The 18,162-nt window shown below is 73.5% G+C and carries 13 protein-coding genes and 1 pseudogene; 11 read left to right on the top strand and 3 right to left on the bottom strand.

Annotated elements, in window-relative coordinates; genetic code table 11:
• The first annotated feature begins 1 nt into the window (after position 1).
• Both AB0H71_RS29235 and AB0H71_RS29230 read left to right on the top strand, forming a co-directional pair.
• Positions 2 to 454: a DUF350 domain-containing protein gene (locus AB0H71_RS29235; RefSeq protein ID WP_357027191.1), complete on the top strand. Its 453-nt coding sequence runs from the start codon at positions 2 to 4 to the stop codon at positions 452 to 454.
• A gap of 92 nt (positions 455 to 546) precedes the next feature.
• Positions 547 to 972 carry a DUF1707 domain-containing protein gene (locus AB0H71_RS29230; protein ID WP_357027189.1) on the top strand — a complete coding sequence of 142 codons (426 nt, stop codon included), beginning with the start codon at positions 547 to 549 and terminating at the stop codon, positions 970 to 972.
• On the opposite strand, the gene AB0H71_RS29225 is transcribed toward AB0H71_RS29230, so the two are convergent.
• A complete protein-coding gene (locus AB0H71_RS29225; RefSeq protein ID WP_357027187.1) occupies positions 973 to 2,406 on the bottom strand; it encodes a hypothetical protein in 1,434 nt (477 codons plus the stop codon).
• A 391-nt stretch (positions 2,407 to 2,797) separates the two neighbouring features.
• Here AB0H71_RS29225 and smc point away from each other — a divergent pair, with 391 nt between their 5' ends.
• Positions 2,798 to 6,409 (top strand): chromosome segregation protein SMC, encoded by a 3,612-nt coding sequence (smc, locus tag AB0H71_RS29220; RefSeq protein WP_357027185.1) that lies wholly within the window; start codon positions 2,798 to 2,800, stop codon positions 6,407 to 6,409.
• 159 nt (positions 6,410 to 6,568) lie between these two features.
• On the opposite strand, the gene AB0H71_RS29215 is transcribed toward smc, so the two are convergent.
• Complete coding sequence (locus AB0H71_RS29215) at positions 6,569 to 7,474, bottom strand: NmrA family NAD(P)-binding protein (RefSeq protein ID WP_357027183.1); 906 nt, start codon at positions 7,472 to 7,474, stop codon at positions 6,569 to 6,571.
• Between AB0H71_RS29215 and AB0H71_RS29210 the strand changes: the two are divergent.
• Positions 7,463 to 8,059, top strand: a pseudogene (locus AB0H71_RS29210) (helix-turn-helix domain-containing protein); the annotation flags it as partial. The gene AB0H71_RS29215 and the pseudogene AB0H71_RS29210 sit on opposite strands and share 12 nt — an antisense overlap.
• 303 nt (positions 8,060 to 8,362) lie before the next feature.
• Here AB0H71_RS29210 and AB0H71_RS29205 read toward each other — a convergent pair.
• Positions 8,363 to 8,752 carry a DUF2237 domain-containing protein gene (locus tag AB0H71_RS29205; RefSeq protein WP_233019769.1) on the bottom strand — a complete coding sequence of 130 codons (390 nt, stop codon included), beginning with the start codon at positions 8,750 to 8,752 and terminating at the stop codon, positions 8,363 to 8,365.
• A 112-nt stretch (positions 8,753 to 8,864) separates the two neighbouring features.
• Between AB0H71_RS29205 and ftsY the strand changes: the two genes are divergently transcribed.
• The 7 genes from ftsY to AB0H71_RS29170 all read left to right on the top strand — a co-directional run bounded on the left by ftsY (position 8,865) and on the right by AB0H71_RS29170 (position 18,115).
• Positions 8,865 to 10,436, top strand: a complete 1,572-nt coding sequence (gene ftsY / locus AB0H71_RS29200; protein ID WP_357027181.1) for a signal recognition particle-docking protein FtsY — start codon at positions 8,865 to 8,867, stop codon at positions 10,434 to 10,436.
• Between the two features lie 186 nt (positions 10,437 to 10,622).
• Positions 10,623 to 11,969, top strand: coding sequence for an ammonium transporter (locus AB0H71_RS29195; RefSeq protein WP_357027179.1), 1,347 nt, complete (start codon positions 10,623 to 10,625; stop codon positions 11,967 to 11,969).
• A gap of 3 nt (positions 11,970 to 11,972) precedes the next feature.
• A complete protein-coding gene (locus AB0H71_RS29190) occupies positions 11,973 to 12,311 on the top strand; it encodes a P-II family nitrogen regulator (protein ID WP_357027177.1) in 339 nt (112 codons plus the stop codon).
• Positions 12,312 to 12,425: 114 nt separating this feature from the next.
• Entirely contained in the window at positions 12,426 to 14,846 is a 2,421-nt protein-coding gene (locus AB0H71_RS29185; RefSeq protein WP_357027418.1) for a [protein-PII] uridylyltransferase, read from the top strand.
• Positions 14,847 to 14,960: 114 nt separating this feature from the next.
• Complete coding sequence (locus AB0H71_RS29180) at positions 14,961 to 15,233, top strand: hypothetical protein (protein WP_357027175.1); 273 nt, start codon at positions 14,961 to 14,963, stop codon at positions 15,231 to 15,233.
• A gap of 99 nt (positions 15,234 to 15,332) precedes the next feature.
• Positions 15,333 to 16,883 carry a signal recognition particle protein gene (gene ffh, locus AB0H71_RS29175; protein ID WP_357027173.1) on the top strand — a complete coding sequence of 517 codons (1,551 nt, stop codon included), beginning with the start codon at positions 15,333 to 15,335 and terminating at the stop codon, positions 16,881 to 16,883.
• Between the two features lie 137 nt (positions 16,884 to 17,020).
• Positions 17,021 to 18,115, top strand: a complete 1,095-nt coding sequence (locus AB0H71_RS29170) for an amidohydrolase family protein (RefSeq protein ID WP_357027171.1) — start codon at positions 17,021 to 17,023, stop codon at positions 18,113 to 18,115.
• Positions 18,116 to 18,162 lie beyond the last annotated feature (47 nt).

The raw sequence follows: 18,162 nt of genomic DNA, 5'->3' as shown, positions 1-18,162 counted from the left end.
GATGACCGCCGCTGTCGCCCTCGAATCGGGCTACTGGAGTTCGCTCGGCGAAGGGGTGGGCGCGATCCTGCTCTACGCCCTCGTCGGCCTGGTGCTCATGCTCGTCGGCTTCTACGCCATCGACCTCACCACGCCGGGGCAGCTGCGTCAGCTGGTGCTCGAGGGCAGGCCGAACGCCATCGTCGTGACGGCGGCGGGCATGGTGAGCATGGCGTTCATCGTGGTGCTCGCCATCTTCGCGTCATCGGGCAAGCTGCTGGAGGGGCTCATCGCCGCGCTCATCTTCGGCCTGGTCGGGATCATCGCGCAGGTGGTCTCGGTACGGGTGATCGAGAAGGCGCTCGGCATCGATATCGGCGCGGCGCTGCACTCCGAGGCGTACACCCCGGCGGTGCTCGTGGTCGCCGCCGCGCACTTCGCGCTCGGGCTCGTGGTGGCGTTCGCGATTCTCTGAGTCCTTGACATTCCACTGTGGAAGTAGCATGCTGCTTATATTCCACAGTGGAGGGTGATGTCGTGTCCCCTCCCCGCCGAGAGGACTCGAGCATGGACATCGCAACCGGTACCCGCGCCTCCGATGCCGAGCGGGATGCGGTGGTGACCCTGCTCGGCAGACACCTCGCCGACGGGCGGCTCGATCTGGGGGAGTACGACGAGCGGGTCGCCCGGGTCTACGCCACCCGGGCCCGCGACGACCTCGCGCAGGTCCTCGCCGACCTGCCGAAGGTCTCGGAGCCCGTCGTGCCGCCGCGCGGGGTGCGTCGGCTGCCGCTCTGGCAGCGGATCGAGTTCGCGAGCTGGGCCGGGGTGAGCCTGCTCGTCCTGGTGATCTGGGCGGCGATCTCGCTCGGGGTCGGGGAGTTCACCTACTTCTGGCCGGTCTGGGTGATCGGGCCGTGGGGTGCGGTGCTCGCGTTTCGCGTGGTGACCGGGTTCGAGGGGCGGGGGTGCGGGGTGCGCGCGTTCGGCTGATCAGTCGTCGCGGCGTCGGCGCGGGTTGGAGAGGCGGGGCGGGGGAGGTTCGCGGTAGGTGCGGTCGGTCGGGCCGTCCGCGGTCTCCCACCAGTTCTCCGGGTCGGTGCGCTGCTGCCTGCCGACCCCGCGGCGGCGGATCGGGCCGCTGTACTGCGGGTCTTGCGCCTGGTACTCGCCCGGCGGTTCCGGGCGATCCGCCGATCGCCGTGCGGTCGGGTCGGGTCGGGCGCCGCGATCGCGGCGCGAGACCGTGCGGTCGGTCGCGGCCTCGGCGTCCCGCTCGGAAGTCGCGCCGCCTCGAGCCCGCGAGGCCGATTCGCCCCCGCGGTCTGCCGTGGATTCGCCCCGTCCGGTGGCTTGCTTACCGCGCTGGCGCTCTGCTGTGGATCCGCCATGTCCCGCGGCTTCGCCCCCGCGCCTGCGGTCTGGGGTGGATTCGCCGTCTCCGGCGGCTTCGTGACCACGCCGGTGGTCTGCCGTGAATGCGCCCCGTCCGGGCGCTTCGCCCCCGCGCCTGCGGGCTGTGGTGGATTCGCCGCGTGCGGCGGCTTCGTGACCACGCCGACGGCTTTCGCGGGCTGCCGCAGGGTTGTTTCGCCTGGAATCCGCACGCGCGGCCGATTCATCCCGCCGCTGTCCGCGCCCGCGATCCGCGGCAGCCCCGCGCCGGGCCCGCGCCTCCGGTTCGGCCTCGCGATCCGCCGCGGATCGCGTGCTGCGCTCGGGCCCTCCACCCGGCCCGCTCGCGTCGCGCTGCCGGGCCGATCGCCGCTTCGGCTCGGCCGATGTGCTCGCGGAACCGGCCCCCGGGCGTGCGCTCTGCGACGAGGATTGCCCGCCCGGGCGCGCGCCACCGTCGGCGGAGCCGCGATCGGCCGCCCGCCGCGCGTCCGCTACCCGCCCGCGTCCATCGCCGGGCGACGCATCGGCGCGACGCCGCTTCGCACCACGCCCCGGAGCCGCCAGCGGCGTGCCGACGATCGGCAATGTCCGCGTGGTCCGCGTCGGATCCACCCCCCACTCGTGCCGCTCGCCGCGCACCCCGTGCCCGTGCAACCACGCCCCCGGATCCGCCCGCGCGACCGGGTCGAGCACCCCCGCCGCCGCACCGAGCAGGTCGAGCAACTCGAGTTCGGCCAGCTCACCGGGGTCGTCGTCAGGGAAGCAGGCACCGGCCAGCACACCGCGCACCGCGTCGATGGACTCCGCGGGGAACGTCCACACCCACCCGGACGGCGCATCCTCGGGATCGTCGGAATCCTCCGGCTCCTCGTCGTGCCCGACGAACACCAGCGCCCCGTCACCGGCGACCCGCGCGACCACCCGCCACCGCCCGTCGTCCATGGTCACCGTGCGCCGCCCGGCCCGCACCGCCCGGATCTCGAACCAGGCGGCAACCAGCCCGCCCACCGCCGCCAGCCCGGCGAGCACCAGGTACTCCGGCACGTCCCCGAGCGTCGCGCTGCGGCTCACCTCGCACCCCCACAGGAACACCAGGCAGGCGACGATCAGCGCGCCGACGCGCAGCAACCGGAACGCGGTGCCGTGTGGGAACGACAGCGCAGGCACGGGTCGATGCTCCTGACGGGCGGAAGGCGGGGATCAGGTGGATCGTATGCGCGATCCCGGCCCCGCGGCAGCCCCGTCGATACCGCTGTGACGTCGGCTAATGCCGGGCACACCGGGGTTGTGCCGAACCAGGGACCCCGGTACCCAGCGAGGCCGGCGACCAGGGTCACCGGCGGCGGATACGATGGCAGGTCGCCGCGCCCGCTCGCTGTCGTCGGAGCAAACCCGCCCCATCCACGGAAAGGTCCCGGCCGTGCACCTGAAGAGCTTGACGTTGAAGGGCTTCAAGTCCTTCGCGTCCGCGACGACGCTGCGCTTCGAGCCGGGCATCACCTGCGTGGTCGGCCCGAACGGCTCCGGCAAGTCGAATGTGGTGGACGCGCTGACCTGGGTGATGGGCGAGCAGGGCGCCAAGGCGCTGCGCGGCGGCAAGATGCAGGACGTGATCTTCGCCGGCACCGCGGGGCGCGCCCCGCTCGGCCGCGCCGAGGTCACGCTCACCATCGACAACTCCGACGGCGCGCTGCCGATCGACTACGCCGAGGTCTCGATCACCCGCCGGATGTTCCGGGACGGCGCGGGCGAGTACGAGATCAACGGCTCCTCCTGCCGGTTGATGGATGTCCAGGAGCTGCTCAGCGACTCCGGGATCGGCCGGGAGATGCACGTCATCGTGGGCCAGGGCCAGCTCTCCGCCATCCTGGAATCGCGCCCGGAGGATCGCCGCTCCTTCGTCGAGGAGGCCGCGGGCGTGCTCAAGCACCGCAAGCGCAAGGAGAAGGCGGTGCGCAAACTCGAGGCCATGCAGGCCAACCTGGCCCGCCTCACCGACCTCACCTCCGAGCTGCGCCGCCAGCTCAAACCGCTCGGCAGGCAGGCCGAGGTGGCCCGCCGCGCCGCCACCGTGCAGGCCGACCTGCGCGACGCCCGGCTCCGGCTCGCCGCCGACGACCTGGTCACCCGCCGCGGCGAGCTCGCGGGCAGGCAGAGCAAGGAGGCATATGCCCGCGAGCAGCAGATCACCGTGCAGGCCGAGCTGGACGCCGCGGGCGCCGCGCTGGCCGCGCAGGAGCACCAGCTCGCCGAGCTGACCCCCAGTTCCGAGGCAGCGGCCCAGACCTGGTTCCAGCTCTCCGCCCTTGCCGAGCGGGTCAACGCCACCATCCGGATCGCCGGTGACCGGGCCCGGCACCTGGACACCGCCCCCCAGGCCGGCACCGGCCGCGACCCGGAGCAGCTGGAGGCCGAGGCCGACCGGGTGGCGGCCGAGGAGGCCGAGCTGCGCGAGACCGTCGAGATGACGGTGGAGACGCTGGAGGCCGCGCGCGACGCGCTGGCCGAGCGCGAGCAGGCCGCCAAGGCCGCCGAGCAGGCGCACCTCGCCGCGGTGCGCGCCATCGCCGACCGCCGCGAGGGGCTGGCCCGGCTCGCCGGGCAGGTCGAGACGCTGCGGCACAAGGCGCAGTCCGCGGATACCGAGATCACCCGGATCTCCGGCGCGATCACCGAGGCGGGCAGGCGCGCCGACACCGCGCGCGCCGAGTTCGATGACGTGCAGGGCGAGCTCGCCGAGCTGGACGCGGGCGAGGCCGGGCTGGACGCCCAGCACGAGCACGCCGTCGAGGCGCTGGAGCTGGCCGATGCCAGGGTGGCCGAGCTGCGGCAGGAGGACCGCGACGCCACCAAGCGGGTGGCCTCGCTGAGCGCCCGGATCGAGGCGCTCGGCATGAACCTCACCCGCAAGGACGGCACCGCCTGGCTCGCCGAGCACAGCCCGGCCGGGCTGCTCGGGCCGCTGTCCGGGGTGCTGCGGGTGCGCTCCGGCTTCGAGGCCGCGGTGGCCGCCGTGCTCGGCCCGCTCGCCGACGCCACCGCCGCGCGCTCGAGCACCGCCGCCTACGACGCGCTGCACGCCATCAAGGTGGCCGACGGCGGCCGGGTCGGGCTGGTCTTCCACACCGGGGCGGAGGCGGCGGCCGCGGTCGCCGCGCTGCCGAGCGGCGCCACCGCGCTGGCCGAGGTGGTGGAGTACCCGGACGAGCTGGCCCCCGCGGTGCTCGCGCTGACCGCGGCGGTCGCCGTCGTCGACGACCTCGACGCCGCCGCCGCGCTCCTCGCCACCCACCCCGAGCTGCGCATCGTCACCAGGGAGGGCGATCTGGCCGGCACCGGCTGGGTGCTCGGCGGCTCCGAGCGGGCGCCGAGCAGGCTGGAGATCCAGGCCGAGATCGATGCCGCCGCCGCCGAGCTCGAGGCCGCCCAGCGCCGCGCTGCCGAGCTGGAGGCCGCCCTGGCCGGCGCCCTGGACGAGCAGACCGACCGCAGGCAGGCGGTCGACCACACCCTGCTCGTGCTGCACGAATCCGATCAGGCGCTGGTCGCGGTGTACGAGCGGCTGGCCAGGCTGGGTGAGACCACCCGCGGCGCGGAGAAGGAGAGCGCCCGCCTCTACGACCAGCGCGCCGCCGCCGAGACCGGCCGCGAGCAGAGCCTGGCCACCCTGGCCGAGCTGGAGGACCGGCTGCGCAACGCCGAACTCGAGCAGGCCAGGATCGACGCCGACGGCTACGGCGCGGCCGGCACCGAGGCCGCGGGCCGGGAGCGCGAGGAGGCCGCCGCCGCGCTCGCCGAGGCCAGGACCATGGAGGTGGAGGCCAGGCTCGCGGTGCGCACCGCCGAGGAGCGCGCGCAGTCGGTGCACGGTAAGGCCGATTCGCTGCGCCGCGCGGCGCGGGCCGAGCGCGAGGCGCGGGCCAGGGCCGAGCGCGCGCAGGCGGCCCGGCGCAAGGCCGCCGCGGTGGCCGCCGCCGTCGCGGAGTCCGGCGCACAGGTCGCGCGGGAGCTGGAGCAGGTGGTGGCGCGGGCCGCGGCGCGCCGCGACGAGCTGGTGCGGCGCCGCACCGAGGTGGCCGCCGAGGTGGAGCGGGTCAAGGAGCGGGTGCGGGCGCTCACCGCGCAGCTCACCCAGCTCACCGACGCGGTGCACCGCGACGAGGTGGCCAAGGCCGAGGCGGCACTGCGCATCGAGCAGGTCGAGGCGACCATCGCCGAGCAGTTCGGGATCGCGCTGGACGACCTGGTCGCCGAGTACGGCCCCGACGTCCCGCTGCCGCCCTCGGAGCTGGAGCTGCACGAGTACGAGCAGGCGAGGGCGCGCGGCGAGGCGGTGACCGCGCCGCAGCCCATGCCCTACGACCGTGCCTCCCAGGAGCGCAGGGCGCGCCGGGCGGAGAAGGACCTCACCACGCTCGGCAAGGTGAACCCGCTCGCGCTGGAGGAGTTCGCGGCGCTGGAGGAGCGCTACAACTTCCTCGCCACCCAGCTGGAGGATGTGAAGAACGCCAGGCAGGACCTGCTCGACGTGGTCGCCGAGGTGGACGCGCGGATCCTGCAGGTCTTCACGGAGGCCTACGCCGACGTGGAGCGCGAGTTCGTCGGGGTCTTCGCCCGGCTCTTCCCCGGCGGTGAGGGGCGGCTGGTGCTCACCGACCCCTCGGACATGCTCACCACCGGCATCGAGGTGGAGGCGCGGCCGCCGGGCAAGAAGGTCAAGCGGCTCTCGCTGCTCTCCGGCGGGGAGAAGTCGCTGACCGCGGTGGCGCTGCTGGTCGCCATCTTCCGGGCGCGGCCCTCCCCGTTCTACGTCATGGACGAGGTCGAGGCGGCGCTCGACGACACCAACCTGCGCCGCCTCATCGGCCTCTTCGAGCAGCTGCGGGAGAAGAGCCAGCTCATCGTGATCACGCACCAGAAGCCGACCATGGAGATCGCCGACGCGCTCTACGGGGTCAGCATGCGCGGGGACGGCATCACCCAGGTGATCTCGCAGCGGTTGCGCGGCGAGAACCTGGCGACCTCGGGGTAGGGGAGGGGTCCGCCCCTGCGGGGTATTGCCCGCGCCGAGCCGGTAACCGCCGCGGGGTGGGACGCGGTCCCTGCCCGCCGGCGAGGTGGGACGGCGGGGCGCGGTGCCCGCAAACCTGCCGCGCTGGTAGACAGTGCCGCGACGGGCGAAAGGCCGCTTTCAGGTCGTGGCGTCGGCGCCGAGAGCGCGGATGGCGTCGGCGCCGCCGGATTCGAGCCAGCTCTCCAGATCGAGGAGGCCGGGGTGCAGGGCGCGGAGCGCGGGCAGGTCGGCCCGCCAGCCGCCGGTGCGGCGGACCGCGCGCCAGGCGTCGCCGATCATCGGCGCGATGCCGTCCGCCTCGGCCTCGGTGAGTTCGTGGTAGCGCACCGGCCGCCCGACGGCGGCGGTGATGGCCGCCGCCGCGGCCCGCGGCGGCGGCGCGGCACCCGCGAGCTGCAGCGCCTGCCCGTGGAAGCGCGCGGGTTCGGTGAGCGCGCGCACCGCGAACTCCGCGATATCGGCGAGCGCGATCATGAACAGCGGCTCGTCGGCCGGGAAGATGTGCCGGTTCACGCCGTGCACGATCCCGTCCACGACGAACCCGCGCAGCAGGTAGTTCTCCATGAACCGCACCGGCCGCAGCAGCGTGTACCGCAGCCCGGACCCCGCCACCGCGTCCTCGATCGCGGTCTTGCCGTCGAGATCGCGGGAATCGTGCCCCGGCGTCCTCGCCACCCCGCTGAACACGATCTGCTCGGCCCCGCCCCGGCGCGCCGCCTCGACCACCGCCAGCCCGCGCGCGGCCTCCCGGGCGGAATCCCAGCCGCCCGGCCCGAAAACCGAAGGTGGAACGAGGAATACCGCCCGCACCCCGGCGACCGCGGCGGCCAGGCTCGGCGGATCGTCGAGATCGCCCGTGACCAGCGCCGCTCCCGTCGCGGCGAGCGCGCGGGCGGCGGGCGCCGATGGATCGCGCACCAGCGCGCGCACCGGGACCCCGGCGGCGAGCAACCCGCGCGCGGTGGCGCCGCCCTGCTGCCCGGTGGCGCCGACGACGAGGACGGATTCGGAGTGTTCAGCCATGGTGGCCTTTCGCTGTGGAGGCTCGGAATCGGGTCGCTCGACCCGTTTCCGACGCTAGAATCCGCACCGGACCCCGGACAGCCCCCGGAACGAAAGACCGTGACGAAAGTGACCGCCGACCGCACCAGGGCCGATGCCAGGCGCAACCGCGCCCTGGTCCTCGCCGCCGCCCGCCGCGCCTTCGCCGAGCGCGGCACCGGCGTCTCGCTGACCGAGATCGCGCGGGCGGCCGGGGTGGGCGCGGGCACCGTCTACCGGCACTTCCCGGCCAAGGCCGATCTCATCGAGGCCGTCGTGCACCAGCGCATCGACCACCTCGCCGCGGTCGCGGCCCGCCGCGCCACCGCCGCCGACCCGGGCGCCGCCTTCTTCGCGGTCTGCCGAGAGCTGATCCTCACCACCCCGCGCGCCCAGGAGCTCTGCGAGCTCGCGCAGTCCGACGACGGCTGGCCGAAGGCGCTGGTGCGGAGCGCGGGCGCGCGCTTCCAGCGCGAGTTCGGCGACCTGCTGGCGGCGGCGCAGCGGCAGGGCGCGGTGCGCGCCGATCTGGACGCCGCCGAGACGCTCGCCGTCGTCACCGGCGCGATCGCGGTGCAGCGCGCGCAGCCGGGGCCGGGGGTGGCGCGACCCGCCCAGCTGATCCTCGATGTCCTGCGAACCGTCACGAAAGCCGGTGACGAAACCGGGCCCGCCGCGGGCGCGGAATCCACCTGCCCGATCTGCGCGCGGCCGGTGCACCGGCCCGCGACCGGGCGTCCGGCGCGGTACTGCTCAGCCGCGTGCAGGCAGCGGGCGCACCGCCGCAGGCGCCGGGCCGCCCCCCGCCGGAACGGTGACCGAGTACGGCGTTCCGGGGGAGCACCGGCGCGAGCCGGGCGCCGGCGCGAACTAGAGCAGGTCGCTGACGTCGTCCGGGACGTCGACCGCGTACTTCCGCAGGATCTCCATGGAGATCACCTCGAGAGCGTTCTCGTGGGTGGCGGCCAGCACCACCGGCGCGGCCACCCCGTCCTCGTGCGCGTGCAGCCAGCGCACCGCGACGACGCACCAGCGGTCACCCGGCTGCAGGCCGGGAAAATTGTTCTCCGGGCGCGGGGTGCTGAGGTCGTTGCCGATGGAGGCCTGGTGCTCCAGGAACTCCGCGGTGGCGACGGTGCACACGGTGTGGCTGCCGAGATCCTCCGGCCCGGTGCTGCAGCAGCCGTCGCGGTAGAAGCCGGTGAGAGGATCGGTGCCGCACTCTTCCAGCGGCCCCCCAAGCACGTTTCGATCGGTCACGCCGCCGATCCTATTGGCCTCTGCCGAGAAGTTCCGCAGGACAAGAAATCTCGATGGCCGGTGTTTCGGCGCGCGGGTACCCTGACCAGCGGCTCAGCCGGGCTCTGCAAGGATGTCCGGTGTGAGTGCCGAAGCCTGGATTCTGATCGCCGTGATCGCCGCCGTCGTGCTGGTGGTGTTGGTCGCGGGCTACGCCCTCTCCAAGCGCCGCCGGGTGTCGCTGACCGCCCCGGCGGAGGAGAAGGAGCTGACCGACCGCTCCGGCGGCTATACCGCCGCGGGCGGATTCAGCTTCAGCAGGGGCGGTGCCGCCACCGCGGAGCCGGAGCCGCACCTGCGCGACCGCACCGACACCGAGGGGCAGCCGCACATCGGCGACGACGCCGCCGTGCCGCGCGACGCGCACCGGCGCGGCATCACCGAGGTCCGGCTCCCGGACGCGGATGTGGAGCCGTCCGAATCGGTCACCCCGCCCGGCGATCCCACCGCTACCGCACCGACCGAAACGGACTCTCCCGACGCGGGGTCCGTCGCCCCCGGCACCACCGCCCCCGCCGACCGCACGCCCGGCGCCACCGTGACCGACGCCCCGGCCGAGGGCGCCGCGCCGACCAAGGACACCGGCGACACCGCTGCGGCCGGGGCCACCATCACCCCGACCGCCCCGTCGACCGCGGACACGGTGCCGTCCACCCCCATCCCGGACACCGCCCCCGCGACAGGCACCGCCCCGGCCGAGGGCACCGCCCCCGCCGCCGACATCGAGCCCACCTCCGGCCGCCTGACCCGGCTCCGCGGCCGCCTCTCCCGCTCCCAGAACGCCGTCGGCAAGAGCCTCCTCGGCCTGCTCGGCGGCGGCGACCTGGACGAGGACTCCTGGGAGGAGGTCGAGGACACCCTGGTCCTCGCCGACCTCGGCACCGCCAGCACCGCCGTGATCGTGCAGCGGCTGCGCGAGGAGCTGGCGGCACGCAGCGTGCGCACCACCGACGAGGCCCGCGCCGTGCTGCGCACGGTCCTGGTCGAGGCGCTGCGCCCGGAGCTGGACCGCGCGGTGCACGCCCTGCCGCACGACGACCACCCGTCGATCCTGCTCGTGGTCGGCGTGAACGGCACCGGCAAGACCACCACCACCGGCAAGCTGGCCCGGGTGCTGGTCGCCGACGGCCGCCGGGTGCTGCTCGGCGCGGCCGACACCTTCCGCGCCGCCGCCGCCGACCAGCTGCAGACCTGGGGCGAGCGGGTCGGCGCCGACACCGTGCGCGGCCGCGAGGCAGCGGACCCGGCCTCCGTCGCCTTCGACGCCGTGACCACCGGGATCGAGCGCGGCGTGGACGCCGTCCTCATCGACACCGCGGGCCGACTGCACACCAAGACCGGGCTGATGGACGAGCTCGGCAAGGTCAAGCGGGTGGTGGAGAAGAAGGCCGCCGTGGACGAGGTGCTGCTGGTGCTGGACGCCACCGTCGGCCAGAACGGCCTGGCGCAGGCCCGGGTCTTCGCCGAGGTCGTCGACATCACCGGCGTCGTGCTCACCAAGCTGGACGGCACCGCCAAGGGCGGCATCGTCTTCCAGGTGCAGCACGAGCTCGGCGTCCCGGTGAAGCTGGTCGGCCTCGGCGAGGGCGCCGACGACCTCGCCCCGTTCGAGCCCGGCGCCTTCGTGGACGCGCTCCTCGGCTGAGAAATCGATCCCACAGCGGCCCGAAAGCCCGCTGTGGGACGCAGGAAACGTGGACGCAACACAACCGGCGCACCCGTTCACGTAGGTGAAACACGGTGGATTGCCGGATGAAACACCAGGTGAGGATTCTTCTTCCCAGGTCCTGATGCCGAAGTCGGCCGGGCCCGAGATGAGGAGGACATCAAGGTGGATTTTCCCACAATCGGCGCGCCGGACGCCGGTGACACCGCATGGATGCTGGCGGCGGCGGCGCTCGTCTTGCTGATGACGCCAGGGCTCGCGTTCTTCTACGGCGGCATGGTCCGCGCCAAGAACGTGCTGAACATGATCATGATGAGCATCAGTGCCATGGGGCTCATCACGGTCCTGTGGGCGCTGTACGGCTTCTCGATCGCCTTCGGCGAGGACAAGGGCAATCTGATCGGCGACCCGACGCAGTACTTCGGCCTCGCCAAGGTCTTCGGCGGTGAGTACCTCGCCTCCACCGACCCGGCCGCGCCCGCCGCCATCCCGCTGTTCGGCACCATCCCGCTCTCGGTGTTCGTCGCCTTCCAGCTGATGTTCGCGATCATCACGGTCGCCCTCATCTCGGGTGCGGTCGCCGACCGCATCAAGTTCGGGTCCTGGCTGGTCTTCGCCGGCATCTGGGCCACCGTCGTCTACTTCCCGGTGGCGCACTGGGTCTTCGCGTTCGACGGCTACACCGGCGAGCAGGGCGGCTGGATCGCCAACAACCTCAAGGCCATCGACTTCGCCGGCGGCACCGCGGTGCACATCAACGCCGGTGCGGCCGGCCTGGTGCTCGCGGTCGTCCTCGGCAAGCGCAAGGGCTGGCCGAAGACCCCGTTCCGCCCGCACAACCTGCCGTTCGTGATGCTCGGCGCCGGGCTGCTGTGGTTCGGCTGGTACGGCTTCAACGCGGGCTCCGCGCTGGGCGCCAACGGCATCGCCGGTGCCACCTTCCTCACCACCACCATCGCCACCGCCGCCGCCATGCTCGCCTGGCTCGTGGTGGAGAAGATCCGCGACGGCAAGCCCACCTCGCTCGGCGCCGCCTCGGGCATCGTGGCCGGGCTGGTCGCCATCACCCCCTCCTGCTCCTCGGTGAACATCGTGGGCTCGCTGGTGATCGGCGTCGTGGCGGGTGCGCTCTGCGCCCTCGCGGTCGGGCTGAAGTTCCGCTTCGGCTTCGACGATTCGCTCGACGTGGTCGGCGTGCACCTCGTCGGCGGTCTGGTCGGCACCCTGCTGGTCGGGCTGGTCGCGGCGCCGGAAGCCCCGGCGGCGGTCTCCGGGCTGTTCTACGGTGGAGGCTGGGAGCAGCTGAAGCTGCAGGCCGTCGGTGCGTTCGCGGTGCTGGCCTACTCGGTGGTCGCGACCGCGGTCATCGCCTTCGCCATCAAGTTCACCCTCGGCCTCCGGGTGTCCGAGGAGGACGAGGCGCTCGGCGCGGACGAGTCCGAGCACGCGGAGAGCGCATACGATTTCGCTGCAGTGGGTGGCACCGCACGGACCACCGTCAAGGAGGCATGACGCATGAAACTGATCACCGCCATCGTCAAACCGTTCACGCTCGAGGACGTGAAGAGCGCGCTCGAGCAGGCCGGAATCCTCGGCATGACCGTGAGCGAGGTGCAGGGCTACGGCAGGCAGAAGGGCCACACCGAGGTCTACCGCGGCGCCGAGTACTCGGTGGACTTCGTGCCGAAGGTGCGCGTCGAGGTGGTCGTGGACGACGCCTCGGTGGACAAGGTCGTCGAGGTGATCGTCGAGGCCGCGCGCACCGGCAAGATCGGTGACGGCAAGGTCTGGGTGACCCCGGTGGAGACCGTGGTGCGGGTGCGCACCGGCGAGCGCGGCAGCGACGCACTGTAGTACCCCGGGGCCGGTGGACGGATCGGCCCCGGATCCAGCACGAGAGAGCGGCGGCCCCGCTCCGGCCGGAGCACCGGCCGGAGCGGGGTCGCGCGCGTGGAACGGGCGGTGACTATGGGCAACAATCAGAACAACGGGGCTGCCGATCTGGTCCGGGCACGGGCTCAGCTGCTCGAGGGGGGGCATCCGCGCAATCCGCGGCTGGACGCGGAATCACTGCGGTCGGCACTGGTCGACCTGTTCGATCTCTGGCTCACCGGCAAGGGCGCCGAGCTCGGCATCGGCCCGGATTCCGGGCTGGCGCTGATCGCCGTCGGCGGGCTCGGGCGGCGCGAGATGCTGCCCTTCTCCGATCTCGACCTGGTGCTGCTGCACGACGACGTGGACCCGGCCCGGGTGGCCGAGGTGGCCGACCAGCTCTGGTACCCGCTCTGGGACGCGCACATCAAGCTCGACCACAGCGTGCGCACGGTGCCGCAGGCGCTGCGGGTTGCCGCCGACGACATCCCGGCCGCGCTCGGCATGCTGGAGGCCAGGCACATCGTCGGCGACGCCGACCTGAGCAACCTGCTGATCGGCGGGGTGCGCCGGGAGTGGCGCACCGGCATCCGCTCCCGCTTCGACGAGCTGATCGCGCAGACCCGCACGCGCTGGCAGCGCGGCGGCGAGATCGCGCACCGGGCCGAGCCCGACCTGAAGAACGGCCGCGGCGGGCTGCGCGACATCCAGCTGCTCGACGCGCTGTCGATCGCCCAGCTCACCGACGCCATGCCCGGCCTCGGCCCGGACGTCCCCGGCGGCGGGCTGAAGCACGCGCACCGCAGGCTGCTCGACGTGCGCACCGAGCTGCACCGGGTGGCGGGCCGGGCCCGCGATCAGCTGCGCGCCCAGGACGCCGACGAGATCGGCGCCGCGCTGCGCATCGGCGACCGCTTCGACCTGGCCAGGACGCTCAGCGATTCGGCGCGCACGGTGAGCTACTCGGTGGATGTCGGGCTGCGCACCGCCGCCAACGCGCTGCCCCGCCGCGGCCTGGCCCGGCTGCGCCGGATGCCGGTGCGCCGCCCGATCGATGAGGGCGTGGTCGAGCACGCGGGCGAGGTGGTGCTCGCCCGCGACGCCAGGCCGCAGCGCGACCCCGGGCTGATCCTGCGGGTGGCCGCGGCCTCCGCCATCACCGGGCTGCCGATGTCGGCCACCACGCTGAACCGGCTCTCCGAGGACGCGCCGGAGCTGCGCGAGCCCTGGCCCAAGGACGCGCTGAACGACCTGCTCGTGCTGCTCGGCGCGGGCCGCAATGCCATCGGCGTGATCGAGGCACTCGACCGCACCGGGCTCTGGGGCAGGCTGCTGCCGGAGTGGGGCGCGGTGCGCGACCTGCCGCCGCGGGACGCCATCCACACCTGGACCGTGGACCGGCACCTCATGGAGACCGTCGCCTACGCCGGCGCGGGCAGCACCAGGGTGGCCAGGCCGGACCTGCTCGCGCTCGGCGCGCTGCTGCACGACATCGGCAAGGGCAGGGCGGGCGACCACAGCGTCGTCGGCGCCGAGCTGGCCACGCACATCGGGCGCAGGCTCGGGCTCTGGCCGTCGGATGTGCGGACGCTCAGCGCGATCGTCCGGTACCACCTGCTGCTGCCGGACACCGCGACCCGCCGCGACCTGGCCGACCCGGCCACCGTGGAGCACGTGGTGACGGCGCTGGACGGCGACGTCCAGCTGCTGGAGCTGCTGCACACCCTGGCCGAGGCGGATTCCCTGGCCACCGGCCCCGGCGTCTGGGGCGACTGGAAGGCCTCGCTCATCGGCGACCTGGTGCGGCGCTGCCGGACCGTCATGCGCGGCGACGACCTGCCCGCGCCGGAGCCCATCGCCCCCGAGCTGCTGGCCAAGGCCGCGGCCGGCGGGGTGCACGTGGAGCTCCAGCCCGGCGACGGCAAGCACACCTACACCGTCACCGTGATCGCCCCCGACGCGCCGGGGCTGCTCTCGGACGCCGCCGGGGTGCTCGCGCTGCACTCGCTGCGGGTGCTCTCCGCCGCGCTCGGGGTCGAGCAGGCATCCGCCGTCGACACCTTCGTGGTGACCCCGCGCTTCGGCACCCCGCCGGACGCCGGGCTGCTGCGCCAGGAGCTCATCCGCGCCATGGCGGGCGATCTCGACCCGGGCGCGGTGCTGGCCAAGCGCGAGCGCGATGCCGACGGCCCCGGCCGCGGCCCGTACGCGCAGGCCCAGCCCCGGGTGATCTGGTCGGAGGCGTCGGCGCCGGGCCGGGTGATCCTGGAGCTGCGCGCCGAGGACCGGCTGGGGCTGCTCACCCGGCTTGCGGCGGTCTTCGCCGACGCCGCGGCCTCGGTGCGCTGGGCCAAGGTGGTGACCATGGGGTCGGCGGTCGTCGACACCTTCTGCCTCGACCTCGGCGCCGGGGACTCCGCGGAGCGCAGGGCCGCGCTGGAGCGGAGCGTGCTGGCGGTGGTGCCGCAGCCGGCCCCGAAGAAGCCGGAGGAGGCGGGGGATTCGGCTGTCGGCTGATCGTCCGACGTGATTCGGCTACCGCATCGAATGTGACGCAGATTACTATCGGGTGACCGGAAACGTCGATGAGAGGTGGGTCCGTTGGCGCTGGAGGTGGTATCCGCGTCGCTGATGACCAGCGACGAGACCAGGCACATCGCTCGCTGCGTCGGCAATGGGAACTGGGTGGTGTCCTGGCTGCCGGGCCGCACCCTCAGCGCCCCGCAGGCCGTCACCGCCATGACCATCGCCTCGGCGGTGGCGACCGGCGGCGCCGGCGGCGCGGGCGAACTCGACGCGGCCGCCGCCGAACTCGGCCTCACCGGCCGCGAGGCGGTGTTCCTCGTCGCGGTGGAGAACCACGACTACGCCAGCCAGCGGCCGCGCCCGCGGCCGCGGCGCTGAGCCCGCGGCGGTCGACTTCCCGACCGCCGCGTGGCGCGCGGCGTCAGCCGATTACCCTGGACGGGAAATGTCGTCCCCCCGAGTCCAGGAGCGCGATCGGTGTTCGAATCACTGTCCGACCGGCTGACAGGTGCCCTCAAGGATCTGCGTGGCAAGGGGCGTCTGTCACCGGCCGACATCGACGCCACCGCGCGCGAGATCCGGCTGGCGCTGCTGGAGGCCGACGTCGCGCTGCCGGTGGTGCGCGGCTTCATCGCCCGGATCAAGGAGCGCGCCAACGGCGCCGAGGTCTCGGCGGCGCTGAACCCGGCGCAGCAGGTCGTCAAGATCGTCAACGAGGAACTCGTCGGCATCCTCGGCGGCGAGACCCGCAGGCTCACCTTCGCCAAGAACCCGCCCACCGTGATCATGCTGGCCGGCCTGCAGGGCGCCGGTAAGACCACGCTCGCGGGCAAGCTCGCGAAATGGCTGCGCGGCCAGGGCCACCAGCCGCTGCTCGTCGCCTGCGACCTGCAGCGCCCCGGCGCGGTCACCCAGCTCCAGGTGGTCGGCGAGCGCGCTGGCGTCCCGGTCTTCGCGCCGCACCCGGGCACCGGCCTCGGCGGGGAGAACCAGCTCGGCGTCTCGGCCGCCGACCCGGTGCGGGTCGCCGAGTCCGGCATCGCCGAGGCCAAGGCCAAGCAGTACGACGTGGTCATCGTCGACACCGCGGGCCGGCTCGGTATCGACGCCGAACTGATGCAGCAGGCCACCGGCATCCGCGATGCCGTGCAGCCGGACGAGGTGCTCTTCGTCCTCGACGCCATGATCGGCCAGGACGCGGTGAGCACCGCCGAGGCGTTCCGCGACGGCGTCGGCTTCACCGGCGTCGTGCTGACCAAGCTGGACGGTGACGCCCGCGGTGGCGCCGCGCTCTCGGTCCGGAATGTCACCGGCGCGCCGATCATGTTCGCCTCCACCGGCGAGAAGCTGGAGGACTTCGACGTCTTCCACCCCGACCGGATGGCCAGCCGCATCCTCGGCATGGGCGATGTGCTCACCCTCATCGAGCAGGCCGAGCAGGTCTACGACCAGCGGCAGGCCGAGGAGGCGGCCCGCAAGATCGGCAGCGGCGAACTCACGCTCGAGGACTTCCTGGAGCAGATGCTCGCCATCCGCAAGATGGGGCCGATCGGAAACCTGCTCGGCATGCTCCCCGGCGCCGGCCAGATGAAGGATGCGCTCGCCGCGGTCGACGACAAGCAGCTCGACCGGGTACAGGCCATCATCCGCGGCATGACCCCGGCCGAGCGGGCCGAACCGAAGATCATCAACGCCTCCCGCAGGCTGCGCATCGCCAACGGCTCCGGCGTCCAGGTCTCCGATGTGAACCAGCTGGTCGACCGGTTCTTCGAGGCCAGGAAGATGATGGCGGCCATGGGCAGGCAGATGGGCATGCCCGGCGCCAACCGGCGGAACAACCGCAAGGGGAAGAAGGGCAAGAAGGGCGGCCGCGGGCCGACCCCGCCCAAGGTGCGCGGCGGGTTCCCCGGCATGCCCGGGTTGCCTCCCGGCATGCCGGATATTTCCAACATGCCCGCCGGGCTCGACCAGTTGCCGCCCGGGCTGGAGGGTTTCGACATCTCGAAGCTGAAGTTCCCCAAGCAGTAACCGATTCCGGGCTGGGAGCCCGCACATATGGCTGCGCGCCACGGGTCCTGGGGCAGTCTCGGGGCGAGATGGCCTGTGGCGGCGCAGGCCGTGAGACAGTCCAAGGGCAGGACGGTCCGGGGCGAAGGAGGTCGGTGGTGCATCTGCGGGGCGTGGTTCTGCCCGAGGCCGAGGTGCGCGATATCTGGGTGCAGGAGGGGCGGGTCACCTATGACCCCGTGCCCGGCGCTGAGACGTTCGCGCGCGACGGCTGGATCGTGCCGGGGCTGGTGGACGCGCACTGCCACGTCGGCATCCGGTACGGCGGCGGCCACGAGGATCGGGACGGCGCCGTCGAGCAGGCCGTCACCGAGCGGGAGGCCGGCGCGCTGCTGCTGCGCGACGCCGGGTCGCCGATCGACACCCGGTTCGTGGACGACCACGCGGAGCTGCCGCGGATCATCAGGGCGGGCAGGCACATCGCCCGCCCCAAGCGCTACATCCGGGAGCTCGGCATCGAGCTGGACGACGAGCGCGACCTGCCGGAGATCGTGGCCGAGCAGGCTCGCCTCGGCGACGGCTGGGTGAAGATCGTCGGCGACTGGATCGATCGGGCCGTCGGCGATCTGCGCCCGCTCTGGAGCGACGCGGTGCTGAAGGAGGCGATCGACGCCGCGCACGCCAACGGCGCCAGGGTCACCGCGCACGTCTTCGGCGAGGACGCGCTGCCCGGGCTGATCAATGCCGGGATCGACTGCCTGGAGCACGGCACCGGCCTCACCGACGACACCATCGCGCTCATGGTCGAGCACGGCACCGCGCTGGTGCCGACGCTGGTCAATATCGACACCTTCCCCGGCATCGCCGACGGCGCCGGCAAGTTCCCGGTCTACGCCGCGCACATGCGCGACCTGCACCGCCGGGTGCGCGACACCGTCGGCCGCGCGCACGAGGCCGGGGTGCCGATCTACGCGGGCACCGACGCGGGCGGCTCCATCCGGCACGGCCGGATCGCCGACGAGATCGCCGCGCTCACCGGCGCCGGGCTCTCCGCGCACGACGCGCTCGGCGCCGCCTCCTGGGACGCCCGCCGCTGGCTCGGCCGCCCGGTCCTGGAGGAGGGCGCCCCCGCCGACTTCGTCCTCTACGACCGCGACCCGCGCACCGACCCGGCCGCGCTGACCTCGCCCTCCGCGGTGATCCTGCGCGGTATCGCGTACCCGCGGCGCGACCCGGTCACCGCGCACCGCTGAATTCCGGGTCGCCGCGTCGTCGCTATCGGTAGCAGCGCCATCGATCG

This window comes from Nocardia sp. NPDC050697 (genome assembly GCF_040654395.1).
Lineage (GTDB): Bacteria > Actinomycetota > Actinomycetes > Mycobacteriales > Mycobacteriaceae > Nocardia.
Note: the sequence above shows the minus strand (reverse complement) of the source record. Positions and strands in the feature narration are given on the sequence as shown.

Coding starts and splice junctions, on each gene's coding strand:
- AB0H71_RS29235 (WP_357027191.1), top strand. CDS start 2: ATGACCGCCGCTGTCGCCCTCGAATCGGGCTACTGGAGTTCGCTCGGC.
- AB0H71_RS29230 (WP_357027189.1), top strand. CDS start 547: ATGGACATCGCAACCGGTACCCGCGCCTCCGATGCCGAGCGGGATGCG.
- AB0H71_RS29215 (WP_357027183.1), bottom strand. CDS start 7,474: ATGGCTGAACACTCCGAATCCGTCCTCGTCGTCGGCGCCACCGGGCAG.
- ftsY (WP_357027181.1), top strand. CDS start 8,865: ATGTCCGGTGTGAGTGCCGAAGCCTGGATTCTGATCGCCGTGATCGCC.
- AB0H71_RS29190 (WP_357027177.1), top strand. CDS start 11,973: ATGAAACTGATCACCGCCATCGTCAAACCGTTCACGCTCGAGGACGTG.
- AB0H71_RS29185 (WP_357027418.1), top strand. CDS start 12,426: ATGGGCAACAATCAGAACAACGGGGCTGCCGATCTGGTCCGGGCACGG.
- AB0H71_RS29180 (WP_357027175.1), top strand. CDS start 14,961: ATGACCAGCGACGAGACCAGGCACATCGCTCGCTGCGTCGGCAATGGG.